General features: G+C 36.2%; 18 protein-coding genes. 10 read left to right on the top strand and 8 right to left on the bottom strand.

All coding sequences use genetic code 11. The features are described from left to right. Nucleotides 1-27: 27 nt before the first annotated feature. From ABJ955_RS04220 to ABJ955_RS04205, 4 genes are all read left to right on the top strand, one after another. On the top strand, nucleotides 28-900 hold the full coding sequence (locus ABJ955_RS04220; RefSeq protein WP_347374360.1) for a flavin reductase family protein: 873 nt from the start codon (nucleotides 28-30) through the stop codon (nucleotides 898-900). Between the two features lie 79 nt (nucleotides 901-979). Beyond that, nucleotides 980-1,360, top strand: a complete 381-nt coding sequence (locus ABJ955_RS04215) for a DUF3127 domain-containing protein (RefSeq protein ID WP_347373350.1) — start codon at nucleotides 980-982, stop codon at nucleotides 1,358-1,360. 86 nt (nucleotides 1,361-1,446) lie between these two features. Further along, nucleotides 1,447-2,097, top strand: coding sequence for a leucyl/phenylalanyl-tRNA--protein transferase (gene aat / locus ABJ955_RS04210; protein ID WP_347373349.1), 651 nt, complete (start codon nucleotides 1,447-1,449; stop codon nucleotides 2,095-2,097). Nucleotides 2,098-2,135: 38 nt separating this feature from the next. Further along, on the top strand, nucleotides 2,136-2,717 hold the full coding sequence (locus tag ABJ955_RS04205) for a pentapeptide repeat-containing protein (protein WP_347373348.1): 582 nt from the start codon (nucleotides 2,136-2,138) through the stop codon (nucleotides 2,715-2,717). 148 nt (nucleotides 2,718-2,865) lie between these two features. Here the strand turns inward: ABJ955_RS04205 and ABJ955_RS04200 are convergent, their stop codons facing one another. Continuing rightward, nucleotides 2,866-3,198, bottom strand: coding sequence for a lipocalin family protein (locus tag ABJ955_RS04200; protein ID WP_347373347.1), 333 nt, complete (start codon nucleotides 3,196-3,198; stop codon nucleotides 2,866-2,868). Nucleotides 3,199-3,463: 265 nt separating this feature from the next. Here ABJ955_RS04200 and ABJ955_RS04195 point away from each other — a divergent pair, with 265 nt between their 5' ends. Then, nucleotides 3,464-5,212, top strand: coding sequence for an agmatine deiminase family protein (locus tag ABJ955_RS04195; protein WP_347373346.1), 1,749 nt, complete (start codon nucleotides 3,464-3,466; stop codon nucleotides 5,210-5,212). Nucleotides 5,213-5,228: 16 nt separating this feature from the next. Here ABJ955_RS04195 and ABJ955_RS04190 read toward each other — a convergent pair whose 3' ends face one another. From ABJ955_RS04190 to ABJ955_RS04165, 6 genes are all read right to left on the bottom strand, one after another. Further along, entirely contained in the window at nucleotides 5,229-5,798 is a 570-nt protein-coding gene (locus ABJ955_RS04190) for a DNA-3-methyladenine glycosylase I (protein WP_347373345.1), read from the bottom strand. A 47-nt stretch (nucleotides 5,799-5,845) separates the two neighbouring features. After that, nucleotides 5,846-6,568 (bottom strand): energy transducer TonB, encoded by a 723-nt coding sequence (locus ABJ955_RS04185; protein ID WP_347373344.1) that lies wholly within the window; start codon nucleotides 6,566-6,568, stop codon nucleotides 5,846-5,848. Nucleotides 6,569-6,640: 72 nt separating this feature from the next. Next, a complete protein-coding gene (gene truB, locus ABJ955_RS04180; protein ID WP_347373343.1) occupies nucleotides 6,641-7,330 on the bottom strand; it encodes a tRNA pseudouridine(55) synthase TruB in 690 nt (229 codons plus the stop codon). Then, the gene (locus ABJ955_RS04175) at nucleotides 7,330-8,124 is read right to left on the bottom strand and encodes an undecaprenyl-diphosphate phosphatase (RefSeq protein ID WP_347373342.1); all 795 of its coding nucleotides are present in this window, start codon (nucleotides 8,122-8,124) and stop codon (nucleotides 7,330-7,332) included. The genes truB and ABJ955_RS04175 overlap by 1 nt, the downstream gene beginning before the upstream one ends. Next, on the bottom strand, nucleotides 8,124-8,387 hold the full coding sequence (locus ABJ955_RS04170) for a DUF3098 domain-containing protein (RefSeq protein ID WP_347373341.1): 264 nt from the start codon (nucleotides 8,385-8,387) through the stop codon (nucleotides 8,124-8,126). The genes ABJ955_RS04175 and ABJ955_RS04170 overlap by 1 nt, the downstream gene beginning before the upstream one ends. Nucleotides 8,388-8,443: 56 nt before the next feature. Beyond that, nucleotides 8,444-9,322 (bottom strand): permease-like cell division protein FtsX, encoded by an 879-nt coding sequence (locus tag ABJ955_RS04165; protein WP_347373340.1) that lies wholly within the window; start codon nucleotides 9,320-9,322, stop codon nucleotides 8,444-8,446. A gap of 144 nt (nucleotides 9,323-9,466) precedes the next feature. Between ABJ955_RS04165 and ABJ955_RS04160 the strand changes: the two genes are divergently transcribed. The 3 genes from ABJ955_RS04160 (at nucleotide 9,467) to ABJ955_RS04150 (ending at nucleotide 13,988) form a co-directional block, all read left to right on the top strand. After that, nucleotides 9,467-10,315, top strand: a complete 849-nt coding sequence (locus ABJ955_RS04160) for a UbiA family prenyltransferase (protein WP_347373339.1) — start codon at nucleotides 9,467-9,469, stop codon at nucleotides 10,313-10,315. Nucleotides 10,316-10,400: 85 nt separating this feature from the next. Beyond that, nucleotides 10,401-13,244, top strand: coding sequence for a leucine--tRNA ligase (gene leuS, locus ABJ955_RS04155; RefSeq protein ID WP_347373338.1), 2,844 nt, complete (start codon nucleotides 10,401-10,403; stop codon nucleotides 13,242-13,244). Nucleotides 13,245-13,298: 54 nt separating this feature from the next. Beyond that, nucleotides 13,299-13,988, top strand: a complete 690-nt coding sequence (locus tag ABJ955_RS04150; RefSeq protein ID WP_347373337.1) for a zinc metallopeptidase — start codon at nucleotides 13,299-13,301, stop codon at nucleotides 13,986-13,988. Between the two features lie 110 nt (nucleotides 13,989-14,098). On the opposite strand, the gene ABJ955_RS04145 is transcribed toward ABJ955_RS04150, so the two are convergent. Next, complete coding sequence (locus tag ABJ955_RS04145) at nucleotides 14,099-15,466, bottom strand: saccharopine dehydrogenase C-terminal domain-containing protein (protein WP_347373336.1); 1,368 nt, start codon at nucleotides 15,464-15,466, stop codon at nucleotides 14,099-14,101. A gap of 65 nt (nucleotides 15,467-15,531) precedes the next feature. Between ABJ955_RS04145 and ABJ955_RS04140 the strand changes: the two genes are divergently transcribed. Both ABJ955_RS04140 and pckA read left to right on the top strand, forming a co-directional pair. After that, complete coding sequence (locus tag ABJ955_RS04140; protein WP_347373335.1) at nucleotides 15,532-15,930, top strand: DUF423 domain-containing protein; 399 nt, start codon at nucleotides 15,532-15,534, stop codon at nucleotides 15,928-15,930. A 69-nt stretch (nucleotides 15,931-15,999) separates the two neighbouring features. After that, entirely contained in the window at nucleotides 16,000-17,601 is a 1,602-nt protein-coding gene (gene pckA, locus ABJ955_RS04135; RefSeq protein WP_347373334.1) for a phosphoenolpyruvate carboxykinase (ATP), read from the top strand. Nucleotides 17,602-17,603 lie beyond the last annotated feature (2 nt).

The following is a 17,603-nucleotide window of genomic DNA, read 5'->3' as shown; positions in this document are numbered from 1 at the left end:
TATAATCTTTGGGTACATTTGCAAGCAATGATTTCTATTGAACCACACGAATTAACCACAGGAAAGTTGCACGGTTACCTATTAGGGGCTGTAGCACCAAGACCAATTGCCTTTGCAAGTACTATTGACAAAGAAGGAAAGGTGAATCTTTCACCTTTTAGTTTTTTTAATGTTTTTAGCGCAAAACCGCCAATTTTAATATTTTCACCAGCTAGGCGTGGCCGCGATAATACTACAAAGCACACCTACGAAAATGTTTTAGAGCTGCCCGAAGTGGTAATAAACATTGTAAGTTTTGAGATGGTGCAACAAATGTCTCTCTCTTCAACCGAATATGCTAAAGGTGTAAATGAATTTGAAAAAGCAGGATTTACAGAATTGGCCTCCGATATTGTAAAACCCCCACGCGTTGCAGAAGCTCCTGTACAATTAGAATGTAAAGTGAATGATGTTATTGCCCTTGGAACCGAAGGCGGAGCAGGTAATTTGGTCATCTGTGAAGTTGTAAAAATTCATATAAAAGAAGAAATTCTTGATGCAGCGGGCAATATAGACCCTATTAAAATCGATGCTGTTTCAAGGCTTGGTGGCAATTGGTACAGCCGCGCTAAAGCTGGGCTTTTTGAAGTACCAAAACCTTTATCAACTTTGGGTATTGGCGTGGATTTACTGCCGGATGAAATTAAAAATAGCAAAACACTAACAGGCAACGATTTAGGAATGTTGGGCAATGTAGAAAGGCTTCCGAGTTCAAAAGAAATTGATACCTTTATAAATACTTCAGCAGAACTAAAAAACCTTTGCGCAAGTAAAAATATTGAAGCAATTCACCAGAAGGCACAAAGCTATTTATGCGATGGAAAAGTTGAGGAAGCGTGGAAAATTTTGCTAGGAAAGTAGAAGCCCAACCATTAGATAGGATGCTCTTTTCAATAAAATAATTAAGCACATAAAAATTAAAGAATAAATATTAAAAAAGATGGAACTACAAGGAAAAATTAAAGTGATAGATGAAACTAAAACGTATGGTAGTAATGGGTTTAGAAAAAGAGAGCTGGTAATTACCACCGAGGAGCAGTATCCACAAACAATAATGATTGAATTTGTACAGGATAAAACAGACTTATTAAATAGTTATAAGGTTGGGCAAGACGTAAAAGTTAGCATCAATGTTCGTGGGCGTGAGTGGGTGAATCCACAAGGAGAAACAAAATATTTTAATAGCATTCAAGGATGGCGTATTGAAAATTTATCGCAAGCAGCAGCAGGTAATGCTGGAATGCCACCTATGCCACCAGCTGAAGCTTTTGAGCCAGCAAATGATTTTAAAGAAGAAGATCACGACGATCTTCCGTTTTAATTAATTATATATAAAGGAAAAACCTCGAGGAGATTTAGCGTCTTTTCGAGGTTTTTTTATGAAGAATTTTTTAGCAATTTTGAAAGATGCATTTTTTAACTGAAAAAATAGGGTTTCCAAATCCAGAAGAAGCCACTGAAGAGGGTTTGCTGGCAATTGGAGGCGATTTATCTGTTGAGCGATTAATGCTAGCCTATAACTCAGGAATATTTCCGTGGTATGAAACTGGAGAAGCTATACTTTGGTGGAGCCCAAACCCACGCATGGTTCTGTTTCCTACAAAATTCAAGGTTTCTAAAAGTCTACAAAAAACTATAAAAAGCAAGAAGTTTAAAATTACGTTCAATCAAAATTTTGCGGAGGTTATTAAATTTTGCGCTAGTGTTCCACGAAAGGGCGAGGCAGGTACTTGGATAACCTCGGAAATGCAAGCTGCATATATTTCTTTACACAAAGCAGCTCATGCTATTTCTGTTGAGGTCTGGGAAAATGATAAATTGGTTGGCGGACTTTACGGTGTTGATCTTCCGCAGAAAAAAGTATTTTGTGGTGAAAGTATGTTTAGTTTGGTGAGTGATGCATCAAAAGTAGCATTTTATCAGCTTTCAGAATACGCAAAAGCTAATAAGTATAAGCTTATTGATTGTCAAATTCATAATAAACATTTGGAGAGTTTGGGGGCGGAGGAGATTGAAAGAGCGGAGTTTTTAAACGTACTTCTTCCAACTAATAATTAAGATTCGGAGCACGTTTTAATTAAATTTAAAGATAACAAATGGAGCGTCAATTTATTGAAGAACAGACTTTTGAAGGTGTCGATTTTTCCAAGGACAGCCTTGAAAAAGGGGATTACGAATTATGTGTTTTTTTAAACTGTAATTTCTCAAATATTGATTTATCCCTAATAAGATTTATAGAATGTGAGTTTAAAAATTGCAATTTGAGCTCAGCAAAATTAAATAAAACTGGATTTCAATCAGTGGTTTTTATAGATTGTAAAATGTTTGGACTTCATTTTGAGAAATGCGATACTTTTGGGTTTTCAATAGAAGTTGATAACTCTCAGTTAAATTATTCCAGCTTTTATGGACTTAAATTACCTAAAACGAAGTTTAACAACTGCAAATTTTTAGAAGTTGATTTCTCTGAATGTAATTTACATTTAGCAAATTTTAATGATTGCAACCTACAGAATGCAGTATTCAGCAACACAAGTTTAAAAGATGTTGATTTTAGAAGTTCTTATGAGTTTTCGATAGATCCGGAAAATAATAATATAAATGGAGCTAAATTTTCCTTTTCGACAGTTGCGGGTTTATTAACCAAATACAATATTACAATTGATGTGGAAGGGTAAAATAAAGTGAAAAATATACGCTTTTTATTCCTTTGTATGGGTAACAGCTTTTTAGTTATTAAAATAATATGAAGCCCTATCTTATTTTCACAACAAATCCTTCTAAGAGTTTAACTTTAGAAGGATTTGTTTTTATACTGTTATTAAATTACTTGAGTCTGATAAAATATAAATTCGTAATTTCATTTAAATATAGCTGGCCATCAGAATTAATATAAAACTTGCTTGTAATTATTTCTCCGTCAAAATTAATATTTATAGTACTCTCGTTTAATGTCCAATTAAATGCTCTAAGACTAGAAATTTGACCTTCTAAAGTTGATTCCCAATTAACCTCGGCACCTGTATTGTCATCATTAAAAGTTAGTTTGTTTTCAAATGCTTCATTAACATCACTTCTTTGCCATTCGCCAATTATTGTAGCGGTTGGCTCTATGGTAGTATCATCTTTGCTACAAGAGAGTATGGAAGTTACTGCCAAAATTAAAATGAAAGGTCTTAGAAGCTTTCTAGCTTGCATATTATATTTTATTAAGGTTAATTATTTTGAAGCTATAAAAATAAGATAGTTAGTTGTCTGTGGATTTGTTTTAATAAAAAAATGCAATATTTTCGATGAACATACGGAATCAACGATTAACGGTGTTTAGCATTCAAAAATAGTAATGGTTTCATTTAAATATTACAAACTGTTTTTAACAAATACCTTAAAGCCTTATCTTCGTAATCCACTATTTATTAATACAATGAAAAATAACTACCCAAAATACCTATTGGTTCTACTGATGGTATTGCAAACAACATTTGCTATTTCACAAGAGAAACCAATTCTTTCCCATAAGCTAACGGCATCAGAGAAAGCCCTTATTTCGGATTTTCAATTTAAGAATCCGCAGCTTACATTACCCCCTTCAGGGCCTGTTAGAGCTGCAGCAGAGTGGGAGGAGGTAGAATATTTATTGGTAACTTGGATGCCTTCATACCCAAATATTCTTCGGCAAATAGTACAGGCTGGAGTGGAGGAATGTAAGGTGATAATCACCACTCAAAATGAAACTTCTGTAGCAAATTATCTAACTGCCAATGGGGTAGATTTAACAAATGTGTCGTTTATTAATGTTCCTTGGGATAGTATTTGGATTCGCGATTATGCGGGAAATACAATTTATTCTAACGATGTTGGGGAGCTTGCTTTAACAGATTGGATATACAATCGTCCGCGCCCTAACGACGATGTTATGCCAATTGCACATGCCAATGAAGCGGGAATTCCACTGTATACGACCAATTCTGGCACCAATGATTTGGTAAATACCGGCGGAAATTATATGAGTGATGGTATGGGAAATGCCTTTGCATCTGAATTAATTTTAGAAGAAAATGCTCCTGGAAATCCATATGGTGTAAGTGTAAAAACGGAGGCTCAAATAGATGGAATTATGCAAGAGTATATGGGTATTAATCGGTTTATAAAGATGACGACCCTTCCTTATGATCAGATTCATCATATAGATATGCATATGAAATTGCTGGATGAAGAAACTATTTTAGTTAGTAAATACCCTCCTGGAGTTGCAGATGGGCCACAAATTGAAGAAAATATCCAATACGTTTTGGATAATTTTCAATCTCCTTTTGGTACTCCATATACTATTGAATGGATAGATTCTCCGCCAAGTATAAACGGTAATTATCCAGATTCTGGCGGACCTTATAATACATTTAGTAATGCCGTTTTTGTAAATAAAACCATTATGGTGCCAACGTACCGTGCCGCTGTAGATGCGCCTGCATTGGCAAAATACCAAGAGCTATTGCCCGGGTATAATGTGGTGGGTATAGATGTGGATAATCCTGGGGAAAACCTCATTAATTTATCTGGAGCAATACACTGTATAACACATACTATTGGGGTTGCAGAACCACTCTGGATTGTACATCAACCCATTGATAACGCCAGCACAGGCAGCACCGTTACTATTGAAGCTATGATAAAACATATTTCAGGAGTGGCACAAGCAAAAGTTTTTTGGAGAGAAGAAGGTGCTAGTACCTATAATGAAATTGCAATGGCTCCCACAACTGGCGATAATTGGGCAGCAGATTTAACCATTCCAGGCCATCCTGTGAATATTGAATATTACATATGGGCTAAAGCAAATTCAGGAAAAGAATTAAATCGTCCAATCGTTGCGCCAGAAGGATACTGGACCCTTGAAGCACAATTGCTTTCTGTAGACGAGTGGGCGCAGAATAATATTTCAGCGGCATATCCAAACCCAACGACAGAAAAAGTTTCTTTTAATATGAATGCTATTCCAGGACCAATAAATGTAAAAATTCATAACCTTTTAGGGCAAAAATTATACGAAGCTAAAGTTGAAAACGGAAATGGAAAGATTACCTTAAGTCTTAATCAAAATTGGCAAGGAACCTTACTTATAACTTTTGAAGGCGATTTTGGGAAAATTTATAAAAAAGTAATTAAACTATAATTCTCAACTGAAATAATCAAACTTCATTATAACGGAAGCAACTGTCAATATGGTCATTAACCATTCCTGTGGCCTGCATAAACGCATACATAACGGTACTGCCAACAAACTTAAAGCCGTGTTTTTTTAAATCCTTGCTTAAAGCATCGCTTAATGGAGTGGTTGCGGGGCCATCTTTATGTGATTTTAAAACGTTTTTTATAGGTTTATGATTTACAAAGTCCCAAATATAGTTGCTAAAAGTCCCAAATTCTTTTTGAATTTCCATAAAAGCCTGCGCGTTCGAAACAGCTGAATGCACCTTTAGCTTGTTGCGAATTATCCCTTCGTTTTGAAGTAACGAATCAATTTTTGATTGGTCGTACTTAGCAATTTTTTTGTAGTTGAAATCGTCAAATGCAGTTCTAAAATTTTCTCGCTTTCGAAGAATTGTAATCCAACTCAATCCCGCTTGAAATGTTTCTAAAACTAAAAATTCAAAAAGTGTTTCGTCATCTTTTACAGGGGTGCCCCATTCCTCATCGTGGTACTTTACATAAAGAGGGTCTGTTCCACACCAAGCACAACGTTTTTTTTCTGAATTCATAATTTATACTTATTTAAAAAAAACGGATAACAGCCACTATTTGTTTTTTACTGTTGCCCCGGAAAATTAAAGGTAATGGTTCCTAATTGACTTGCTTTGGAAGCAACTGTATTAAAGCGCGCGTGTTTAGAATAGTCCAATGCAGCATCAATCAAACAACTATTGCCGGTGGTAGAAGCCGTTTTATTGTAAGAGTTTTTTACAACTTTCCCTAGACTATTCACTTCAATATTTATAACAATTTTTCCTGAACCGTAGCATGTATACACTGGGTTAGGTAAATCCATTGCCGTTCTTTTTACAAGCTGATAACTAATTGTCGTATTTCTATTTCCGCCTTTTACAACAGCTTCGTTTTTTTTAGCACTTTCACTATTAGAAAATTTAGTTTTTTTTTCTTTTTTAGGTTTTTCTGTAAAAGACATTCCTTTGCTCCAACTATTGTTAGCTTCTTCTATAGCATCACTCATTTGTTGCAGCTTGCCTTCTGTGGTTTCTGTTAATTCTTGGTTTTCATTTTCTATGGAAGAAATAAATTTTTCAGCTTCATTGTAGGCGCGGTTGGTTTCTATTTTTACTTTCTCCGGAGTACGTTCAGCAATAGCAAGTTCTTCAGGGATTATTTCTTCGGGAGCCATAACCACATCATAAGTTTCTTCATTGTTTTCTTCTTGTACTTTAGAAAGCGAGACACTAAATAGAAATAATACCAAGCTGCCGGTAAGCAGAGAAGTTATAAGAAAAGCCCTATATGAATACTTAAAATTCATTTGTTGCAAGTACTGAATTTTTGAACAAAAATCCACATAAACACTTAAATATTAAGAGATATTGGCGATATTTTAACTTGGCAAAGCAGCTTCAAATTCTTCAATTCCAATTCCGTCTTTAACAGAAAAAGTTCCAATTTTAGTTCTTCGAAGTGCAGAAAGGTGGGCGCCATTGTTTAATGCTTTTCCAAAATCGTGTGCTAATGAGCGTATGTAAGTTCCTTTGCTACAAACGACACGAAAATCTATTCTAGGCAACGCTATTTTTGTTATTTCAAATTCTGAAATGGTAATAGTTCTAAATGGAATTTCAACTTCTTCCCCATTACGGGCAAATTCATACAAGCGTTTTCCCTCTTTTTTTAAAGCTGAAAAAATAGGCGGTTGTTGTTGTATTTCCCCCAAAAACTGTTTGGTAGCCTCATAAATTTTTTCTGAAGTAATTTCTGAAATATTAAAAGTGTTGTCAATTTCAGTTTCCAAATCATAACTTGGCGTGGTTGCTCCCAAAGTAAAAGTTCCCGTGTATTCTTTTTCTTGTGCTTGAAACGTGTCTATTTTTTTTGTGAATTTGCCTGTGCAGATTATTAAAAGTCCTGTTGCTAACGGATCGAGTGTTCCTGCATGACCAACTTTAATTTTTTTTATTTCAAAGGCTTTCCGGATTAACCACCGTACTTTATTAACTGCCTGAAAAGAGGTCCATTCCAGCGGTTTATCTATCAAAATTACTTGACCTTCTTTGTAGTCTTCAGCAGTCATTAACTATAAAAACTTGTAATTATTGCAGCAACACCTATAAGAACACAATAGATTGAAAAGTAGCGTAGCTTGCTTTTTTTGACTAATGAAATCATCCAAGTACAAGCAATAAGGCCACAGATAAAAGCAGCAACAAATCCTACTCCCATAACTCCCATATGAGTGTTGTGCATCGAAATTTCACCACTTAAAAGGTCTTTTGCTATTTTCCCAAATATTAATGGAACTACCATTAAAAATGAAAATCGTGCGGCTTTGGTTTTATCGTTTCCTAACAATACGCTAGTAGATATTGTGGCGCCACTTCTGGAAATTCCAGGTAACATTGCTAAAGCTTGGGCAATCCCGATAATGATTGCGTCTTTTATGGTTACTGGTTTTCCAGTGTTTTTTGAGCGATCTGCCATCCAGAGAAGTAAGGCGGTTACAATAAGCATAGCACCAACAAAGGCAATGTTACCTCCAAAAAATGACTCGAGCTCTTCTTCAAAAAACAGCCCAATAAGTACGGCTGGAATCATTGAAAGTATAATCTTTAAAGCGAATTGTGTTTCTTCATTCCATTGAAATTTAAAGATGGAACTGAATATTTCAATGATGTCTTTTCTGAAAACTACCAAGGTGCTTAAAGCAGTAGCGAAATGTAAGATTACCGTAAAAAGTAAACTTTCTTCGGGCACTGAAGTGTCACCTAAAATTGCTTTTCCTATTTCAAGATGACCACTAGATGATACGGGTAAAAATTCGGTAAAACCTTGAATTACACCGAGTATAATTGCGTCTAAATAATCCACTAGTTGTCTTTTTTGCTATCTGGTTTCAATAAAATGGCATATACTTCAATTGCAAATCCTAAAAGAACCAATGCAGGAGCTAAACGGATGCGTTGCCAGTTGTAAATAGCAGGATTAAACACGTTCGGGTCATCACTTCCGCCCCCCGTCATCAATATAAAACCAAAAGCGATAAAGGCAATGCCAATAAGCATGAATTTGTAATTTTTTCTTTCAAAAACAAATTCTGCTTTTACTTCTTCTTTACGTTTTTTTTCTCCCATTATTAATAAGATTTCAGGTTCAAAGTTACAAGTTTTAGCCTTTTAGGCTACCGTAATTAATAATATAAATCATCTGTGCGAAGGTTCAAAAATCGTTGTGTGGCAATAAAGGTGCTTAACCAGGTGATTAGTATACCCATTAAAAGGATAAAAGCAAAGAGTATGGAAAGCAAAATTGGGTCGCTCAATAATTGTAATTGTGGAAAACTTTGGTTGAGGTAATAGAGCACCAAGCCCATGCCTGTCATTGCTACAAGCGCCCCAATAATTCCAAATCGAACACTTTTCCAGACAAAAGGTTTGCGGATAAATTTTTTGGTTGCTCCCACCATTTGCATGGTTTTTATGGTAAATCTTTTTGCGTAGATTGAAAGGCGAATACTGCTGTTAATAAGTAATACCGCAATAAAAGTAAAGATTCCACTAATTACCAAAACCCAAAAACTAATGCGTTTTACGTTTTCAGTAAGCTGTGCAATCAAAGGTTTGTCGTAAATTACATCGTCCACAAAATCTTTGCTTTTTAGCTCGTTTGTGATTTCCTCCATTTTCTGTGGCGTAACATAATCTGCCAAAATGTAAACATCTAAACTGTTTTGAAGTGGATTTTCACCTAGATATTCTATAAAATTTTCGCCTAAAGTTTCTTGATGTTCCTTTGCAGCAGCTTCTTTAGAAACAAAATCTGCGCTTTTTGTGTATTCTGCTAAGGCGAGACTTTGTTTAAGTTGGGTGATTTCAACTTCTTTTGCGCTGTCTTTTAAGAAAACAGTTATAGCAATTTGTTCTTTAAAGTAATCGGCTACTTTTTTTGAATTCAAAACGAGTAAGCCTAACAGGCCCAAAAGAAAAAGCACTAATGAAATACTGATTACCACTGAAAAATAAGAGGAAATCAACCTGCGTTTTTGATATTTTTCAAAAGAAGAACTCATAGAGTTTTATTAATTTTGCTGTAAAAATACAAGTAATTTTGTATCTTGTGTTAAACAACGCTGAAAGTTTCAGTTTTGTTATACTAACATTTTATTTGAAGTTTCTAAATCTTTTTGATAATTATACCTAAGTTACTTAATTTATTGAAAATCTCTAGACCAGGTCTTTGGTTTTCAACCGTTTGGATTTATCTTGTTCCTTTTAATTTATCTTCAAATTTTTGGGAGAAGCCTTTATTTTGGTCTGGTTTAATTTTTGTTACTTTTCCATTAAACTGTATGCTTTATGGGCTCAACGATTTTACAGATGGCAAAGCAGATTTTTTAAATCCAAGAAAAGGTAATTATTTGTTTGGCGCTAAATTCAGTAAAGAAGAATTAGCAAGTGTCCCTAGGTCCTTGTTTTTTATCATTGTGCCGTTTCTATGCTATTTTTCATATGTAGGCGGTACGCAGCTTTTTATTTTATTGCTGTTTATGATTGTTGTATATATCACTTATAACTACAAGCCCTTTCGAATTAAAGAACGCCCGCCATTCGAAATTTTTTTCCAAGTAGGATATGTTTTTACAGCGCTTTTTAGCATTCATCTAAACAATCTAGATATGCTTTCTTGGCAAACCATACTTTACTTGACGCTTTTCGCTTATCAAGCACATATTGCGGGAGAGATTATGGATATTGAGCCAGATATTTTGGCGAAAAAGAAAACTACTGCAGTTTTAATAGGAAGAAAAAAGTCAAAATTTTTAATGATTTCTCTTTTGGCTTTTGAAGCGTATATTTTAAAATTTTGGTTTGATGACTGGGTGCTTTCATCATTTTTAGCATTAGTTACATTGTGGTTAATTTTAGATGTGTTTATCTTTTTTAAAGATAACCCCTATACTATTAAACAAATGAAATTTTTTGGCTATGCAATTAATATCGCTGCCATTCTTTCTCTAATTTGGGTCCTTTATTCCGGAAATCTTTTACATCCAAATTTTTAAATTATAGGGTTTTACTTCTTCTAATAAACCTTAAATTTGCAGCTGTTTCCCTATCGGGCATAATTTTGAAAAGAAAGTAAAGCGGATGAGCAAATATCATTTTAACGATATAGAAGGTAAGTGGCAGGAAATCTGGCGCGAAAAAAAGACTTTTAAGGCAGAAAATAATAGCGAAAAACCAAAATATTATGTTTTGGATATGTTTCCTTATCCATCTGGGGCGGGTTTACACGTGGGGCACCCGCTTGGGTATATAGCCAGCGATATTTATGCGCGTTACAAACGCCATCAAGGGTTTAATGTGTTGCATCCGCAAGGGTATGATTCGTTTGGGCTTCCAGCAGAACAATACGCAATACAAACAGGGCAACACCCTGCAACAACTACCGAAGTAAATATTACGCGTTATCGCGAACAACTCGATAAAATTGGCTTTTCATTCGATTGGAGCCGAGAAGTGCGCACTAGTAATCCTGAATATTACAAGTGGACGCAATGGATTTTTCTTCAGCTTTTTGAAAGCTGGTACGATAAAAATTTAGATAAAGCACGTGCTATTGAAGAGCTTCAGGTTGTTTTTTCATCCGAAGGAAATCTAAAAACTAATGCAGTTTGCGATGACGAAATTGAGCATTTTACTGCTTCCGAATGGTTGGAGTTTTCAGAAGTTAAAAAACAAGAAATACTTTTAAAATACCGCCTTACTTACTTGGCTGAAACTGAAGTAAACTGGTGCCCACAGCTGGGTACTGTTTTAGCAAATGACGAAATAGTAAACGGTGTTTCTGAACGTGGTGGTTATCCTGTAATCCGAAAAAAAATGAAACAATGGAGTATGCGAATTTCCGCGTACGCCCAACGTTTGCTTGACGGACTTGATAAAATTGATTGGCCACAACCCCTTAAAGATTCACAAACCAATTGGATAGGAAGAAGTAAAGGAGCGAGTGTACGTTTTAATGTTAAGGAGCACGATGCCAAAATTGACGTATTCACCACAAGACCCGACACCATTTTTGGAGTGAGCTTTATGGTTTTGGCACCAGAACACGATTTGGTTTCAAAAATCACCACTTTAGAACAAAAAGAAGCTGTAGAAAACTATATTGAAGCCACTGCAAAACGAAGTGAACGGGAGCGTATGGCAGATGTAAAAACCATTACGGGGGTTTTTACAGGCGCGTATGCCGTGCATCCTTTTTCTGGTGAAGAAATTCCCGTTTGGATAGGTGATTACGTTTTGGCCGGCTATGGCACAGGCGCTGTAATGAGCGTGCCTTGTGGCGATCAGCGTGATTATGATTTCGCAAAACATTTCAATATCCCAATTCCAAATATATTTAAGGATGCGGATATTGCTAAAGAAGCGTATTCAGATAAGGAAAATACCGTTATTACGAATAGCGATTTTTTAAACGACTTAAATTATAAGCAAGCTACCGAAAAAATTATCGCTGCCTTAGAAGAAAAAGGAGTTGGCGAAGGCAAGATAAATTACCGTTTGCGCGATGCTGTTTTTAGCCGCCAGCGTTATTGGGGGGAGCCGTTCCCGATTTATTACAAAGATGGTATGCCACAAGCCGTACCAACGGAATGTTTGCCGCTGCATCTTCCCGAAGTTGAAAAATATTTACCAACGGAAGAAGGGGAACCACCTTTAGGTCGTGCCGACAATTGGAGTTGGGATGAAAAAAATCAAAAAATTGTTGCTAATGTCAGCCTGAGCGCAGTCGAAGGCGATGATAACGGGATATATCCTTTAGAATTAAATACCATGCCAGGTTGGGCAGGAAGCAGTTGGTATTTTTTCCGATATATGGAAGCTGCAAAGCGCGATGAAGTTTTTGCTTCAAAAGAAGCATTGGATTATTGGCAAAATGTGGATTTATACATTGGCGGAAGCGAACATGCCACCGGGCATTTACTATACAGTCGTTTTTGGGTGAAGTTTATGCACGATCGCGGCTTGGTGCCTGTGGAGGAGCCTTTTAAAAAGCTGATAAACCAAGGGATGATTTTGGGGGAGAGTGCGTTTGCTCATAGAATAGAAGGTGAAAATACATTTGTTTCGACTTCATTGGTAAAAAATAAAACTACCCAACCAATACATGCAGACGTTTCGTTTGTTAATATTAGTAATGAGCTAGACATTGAAGCTTTTAAAAACTGGCGTGAAGAATATAAAAATGCCGCGTTTATAACTGAAGAGGACGGCACATTTAAAGTTTCCCGCGAAGTAGAAAAAATGTCCAAAAGCAAATACAATGTGGTAAACCCAGATGATATTTGCGAGCAGTATGGCGCTGATACTTTGCGTATGTACGAGATGTTCCTTGGCCCATTAGAACAAGCAAAACCATGGAACACTGCTGGAATTACTGGTGTGCATGGATTCCTAAAAAAACTTTGGAAATTATACCATTCTGGTGAAAACGAAAGTTTTTATGTTACCGATGAAGCTGCCTCAAAAGACAGTTTAAAGACGCTTCATAAAACCATTAAAAAAGTTCAGGAAGACATAGAAAATTTCAGTTTTAACACCTCAGTTTCCTCCTTTATGATTGCGGTGAATGAACTTTTGTCTCAAAAATGCAACTCCCGTGAGGTGTTGGAGCCATTGGCGATTCTTATTTCACCCTATGCACCTCATATTGCGGAAGAGCTTTGGGAGAAATTAGGGCATACGGAAAGTATTTCAACAGCACCGTTTCCAACATTTGAAAAAATGTATTTGGTGGAAGCGAATAAGAAATATCCGATCTCTTTTAATGGAAAAATGCGATTTACATTGGAGTTGCCGTTAGATTTAACTAAAGATCAGATAGAATCTGCCGTAATGGCACATGCGAAAACAGCTCAGTATTTAGAGGGAAGAAGGCCGAAAAAGGTGATAATCGTACCTGGAAAAATTGTAAATATTGTTGGTTAAAAAATTGCACGCTTTTTGCTTAAATTTGAAGTAGGAAATTAAAAAATAAAAACAATGTTTGGATATTATATAATTGCAGGATTAATTTTTTTAGTAAGTTGGTATGTAAGCAACAAGCTTAAAAGTAAATTTAAAGAGTACAGCAAAATCCACCTTCAAAATGGAATGAGTGGGAAAGAAATAGCCGAAAAAATGCTTGCTGATAACGGCATTACTGATGTACAGGTTATTTCGGTGGCTGGTCAGTTAACGGATCATTACGATCCTACAAAGAAAACGGTTAACCTAAGTGAACCAGTGTATATGCAACGTAATGCTGCGGCAGCTGCGGTTGCTGCTCATGAATGTGGGCACGCAATACAACATGCAACTGCGTATAGTTGGTTGAAATTACGTTCTACAATCGTTCCTGCGGTAAGTGTTTCTAGTAAATTATCTAATTTTGTGATAATGGCGGGACTTGTGCTATTCGCAATGGGAACAGCATTTGGAACGTGGGTTTTTGGAATTGGAATTTTGCTATTTGCTGTAACAACAGCTTTCACTTTTATAACACTTCCGGTAGAATTTGATGCAAGTAAGCGCGCTTTGGTGTGGTTAGAAAGCAGTAATATGGTTACGCCACAGGAACACGCAGGCGCAAAAGATGCTTTAAAATGGGCGGCAAGAACTTATGTTGTGGCTGCACTTGGATCTTTAGCAACATTGCTTTATTTTATCTCTATTTTTCTAGGAAGAAGATAAAGAATTTGTAATTTTATAAAAAATAAGCCCGCATCATGCGGGCTTATTTTTTATAACTAACTTTTCCTCATTCCTCATTCCTCATTCCTCATTCCTCATTCCTCATTAACTTAGTGTACACTTTCAGGATTATAGCCTGCGTATTTCACTTCTTCTTCGTGAAAGATTATTCCGTGTGCTTCCAATTCTTTTAAGATGGGTTCGTATACTTCTTTGGTCATTGGTAGTTGCACTCCTGGAGTTGTTATTTCTTCATTAAGAATTTTTATAGCCGCAATTGCAACGGGCAATCCAACTGTTTTGGCCATTGCAGTATGGGTTTGGTCTTCCCCAATTAATGCCATGTGACTGTCAATTTGGTATTGTTTCCCATCAATTTCATATCCAAATTTATGATACATTACGATCATATCTTTATCTTTTGGAGCAAGTGTCCATTTGTCTTCCAGTATTTTTTGAAGCCCCATTGCTGGTGTGGCATCTTTTATACCTAGCTTTTTATCATTTGTAAAAAGATCCAGCTCTTCCAATTTTTCCCACATAAGGTCGTCTTGATCTATCTTTAAAGCGTGGCGAAGTTTTAATTCTACAGTGTCTGAAGGGGAATAGGGAAGAAAAAGGTTTATGTATTCTCGATAGCTCATAGCTTCAGAATTTGGAATTGTATAGCTGTCGTCGGTCATACCAAGCTGTACAAACATATTCCAAGCACGGCTAAAACCTACCCGGCGAATGGTTCCGCGGTATAAAGTTAGAATGTTTTCAAGCCCATAGATGGATTGATATTTTAGTGAATTTCGGTTGGCGTATACTTCAAATTTTCCGTAGCCTTCTATATTTATAAACTCAGTTCTTCTAAAAAGACGGTGGTATGGAATGTATTTGTATTTCCCTTCTTGAATAAATTCAGCAGCGCCACCTTGACCGGCTAAAACCACATTTCGAGGGTTCCACGTAAATTTATAATTCCAGAGATTATCGTCACTTTCTGGAGCAATTAAACCGCCACAGAAAGATTCAAAAAGGAGCATTTTACCCCCTTTGGCACGAATTCTATCAATAACTTGCATGGCGCTCATATGGTCTATACCTGGGTCTAGACCAATTTCATTCATAAAAACCAAGCCTTTAGATTGTGCTTTGTGGTTTAAGGCTTGCATTTGTTCGCTTACATAGGAGGCTGTAACCATGTGTTTGCCAAATTCAAGGCAATCTTTTGCTACATCAATATGATAGCGCGCTGGCAGCATCGAAATTACCAAATCGCTATTTTCAACAGCTTTTTTACGTTGAATATCGTTAAAAACATCAAGCATAATTCCACGGGCATTGGGATGTTCTTGTGTAAATTTTTGCGCGGCTTGTATCGAAATATCACCAATGGTAATAAAGAGTTCTTCGGCTTCACTTTTGTCTAATAAATACCGAATTAAACTTGTTGCGGATCGCCCTGCGCCTATAATTAATATGTTTCTCATGGAAGATTTTTGTTAACTTTGAGGATTGGAGTAAAGAACGAAATTACTAATTCCAAATATTAAAAATGACTGTTTTCGATAAAAATATACTTGTAACAGCTTCTTTTCTTATGGCTATTACTATTGCTGTGGGTGCATTTGGCGCTCATGGTTTAAAAAATATGGTAGCTGCAGCAGCACTCCATACTTTTGAAACTGGAATACGGTATCAAGTGTATCATTGTCTCGCTATTTTTGCCCTTGGCCTTACGCCTAGCATTTCTATACCAATTAAGAAAACTATTTTTTGGCTTTTTATACTAGGAATCCTCTTTTTCTCAGGGTCTATTTATCTTCTTGCATTGAATAGTATTTTGCCTTTTAATACTGCAAAAATTGGATTTATAACCCCAATAGGAGGGTTGTTATTTATAATTGGATGGCTTAGGCTCGCGTATTCACTGCTAAAATCAAAGAAGCAGTAAAATATTTTTATATTTTCCTCAATTTCTTTAAGATTTCCTACTTTTGTACTCTACAAAATTAAATTATGTATGGTCGATAAAAACCAAGCTATGAAAACGATTTCGGTTGACAAATACGGAATTAAAAATGCAAAAGTTAAATATCAACTTTCTTCAGAAGAGCTTCACCGCGAAACCCTAAATAAGGGGCAGGGTGAAGAAGCAAACAACGGAGCTTTAGCTATAAACACAGGAGAATTTACGGGCAGGTCCCCAAAAGACAGGTTTATTGTAAAAGACGACATTACGCGCGATAAAGTGTGGTGGGGAAATATAAACATTCCTTTTCCGCCAGACATGTTTACTGCGCTATATGACAAAGTTGTAGCTTATCTTTCTGAGAAAGAAATTTATGTTCGCGACAGCTATGCTTGTGCAGATAAAAACTACAAGCTTAACATCCGTGTAATTACCGAAACACCCTGGTCTAATCTCTTTGCCCACAATATGTTTTTAAGGCCAACAGATAGCGAGTTGGAAAACTTTGCGCCAGACTGGCTAGTAATAAATGCGCCAGGCTTTATGGCAGATCCAAAAGTTGATGGAACTCGTCAGCACAATTTTGCAATCTTAAACTTTACAAAAAAGATTGCTTTAATTGGTGGTACTGGATATACTGGTGAAATTAAAAAAGGTATTTTTTCTGCGCTAAACTTCATTATGCCGGTAGATAAAAATACCTTGCCTATGCACTGTTCTGCAAATGTTGGCGAAAATGGCGAAACAGCAATTTTCTTCGGACTTTCAGGGACAGGAAAAACAACTCTTTCTGCAGATCCAGATCGTAAACTTATTGGTGATGATGAGCACGCTTGGACTCCAGATAACACTATTTTTAATTTTGAAGGAGGATGTTATGCAAAAGTGATAAACCTTACTGAAGAACACGAACCAGATATTTACAATGCAATAAAGCCAGGTGCAATATTGGAAAATGTAATAATGGATGAAAAAGGAGCGGTAGATTTTACGAATACTTCAATTACACAAAATACACGAGTAAGCTACCCAATTTATCATATTAACAACATCCAAGAGCCATCAATTGGTCAGAATCCGAAGAATATTTTCTTCCTGACTGCAGATGCATTTGGTGTCTTGCCTCCTATTTCAAAGTTAACTCCAGGGCAGGCAGCATATCATTTTATTAGTGGATATACTGCAAAAGTAGCTGGTACCGAAGAAGGGATTAATGAGCCAACACCTAGCTTTTCAGCGTGTTTTGGAGCCCCATTTATGCCGCTTCACCCAACTAAATATGCTGAAATGTTAAGCAAAAAGATGAAAGATGCTGGCGTAAACGTTTGGTTGATAAATACTGGATGGACTGGCGGTCCTTACGGCGTGGGGAGTAGAATGAAGTTAAAGTTTACCCGCGCAATGATTGGAGCTGCCCTTGAAGGTAAGTTGAAAGATGTGGCGTTTGAGAAACACCCCATCTTCAATTTAATGATGCCCAAGGAATGTCCAGGTGTACCAACGGAAGTTTTAAACCCAAAGGATACTTGGAAGAATCAAAAAGCGTATGACATTCAAGCAAAAGAATTGGCAAACTCTTTTAAAGAGAATTTTGCTAAGTTTGAAGCATATGCAAATGAAGAAATTCTTTCAGGAGCACCGGCTTTAGGATAAGA

This window comes from Aequorivita sp. Q41 (genome assembly GCF_039831855.1).
Lineage (GTDB): Bacteria > Bacteroidota > Bacteroidia > Flavobacteriales > Flavobacteriaceae > Aequorivita.
This window is presented reverse-complemented; position numbering and strand designations above follow the sequence as displayed.

Coding starts and splice junctions, on each gene's coding strand:
- aat (WP_347373349.1), top strand. CDS start 1,447: ATGCATTTTTTAACTGAAAAAATAGGGTTTCCAAATCCAGAAGAAGCC.
- ABJ955_RS04205 (WP_347373348.1), top strand. CDS start 2,136: ATGGAGCGTCAATTTATTGAAGAACAGACTTTTGAAGGTGTCGATTTT.
- pckA (WP_347373334.1), top strand. CDS start 16,000: ATGGTCGATAAAAACCAAGCTATGAAAACGATTTCGGTTGACAAATAC.
- ABJ955_RS04220 (WP_347374360.1), top strand. CDS start 28: ATGATTTCTATTGAACCACACGAATTAACCACAGGAAAGTTGCACGGT.
- ABJ955_RS04140 (WP_347373335.1), top strand. CDS start 15,532: ATGACTGTTTTCGATAAAAATATACTTGTAACAGCTTCTTTTCTTATG.
- ABJ955_RS04150 (WP_347373337.1), top strand. CDS start 13,299: ATGTTTGGATATTATATAATTGCAGGATTAATTTTTTTAGTAAGTTGG.
- truB (WP_347373343.1), bottom strand. CDS start 7,330: ATGACTGCTGAAGACTACAAAGAAGGTCAAGTAATTTTGATAGATAAA.
- leuS (WP_347373338.1), top strand. CDS start 10,401: ATGAGCAAATATCATTTTAACGATATAGAAGGTAAGTGGCAGGAAATC.
- ABJ955_RS04195 (WP_347373346.1), top strand. CDS start 3,464: ATGAAAAATAACTACCCAAAATACCTATTGGTTCTACTGATGGTATTG.
- ABJ955_RS04165 (WP_347373340.1), bottom strand. CDS start 9,322: ATGAGTTCTTCTTTTGAAAAATATCAAAAACGCAGGTTGATTTCCTCT.
- ABJ955_RS04190 (WP_347373345.1), bottom strand. CDS start 5,798: ATGAATTCAGAAAAAAAACGTTGTGCTTGGTGTGGAACAGACCCTCTT.
- ABJ955_RS04185 (WP_347373344.1), bottom strand. CDS start 6,568: ATGAATTTTAAGTATTCATATAGGGCTTTTCTTATAACTTCTCTGCTT.
- ABJ955_RS04170 (WP_347373341.1), bottom strand. CDS start 8,387: ATGGGAGAAAAAAAACGTAAAGAAGAAGTAAAAGCAGAATTTGTTTTT.
- ABJ955_RS04215 (WP_347373350.1), top strand. CDS start 980: ATGGAACTACAAGGAAAAATTAAAGTGATAGATGAAACTAAAACGTAT.
- ABJ955_RS04145 (WP_347373336.1), bottom strand. CDS start 15,466: ATGAGAAACATATTAATTATAGGCGCAGGGCGATCCGCAACAAGTTTA.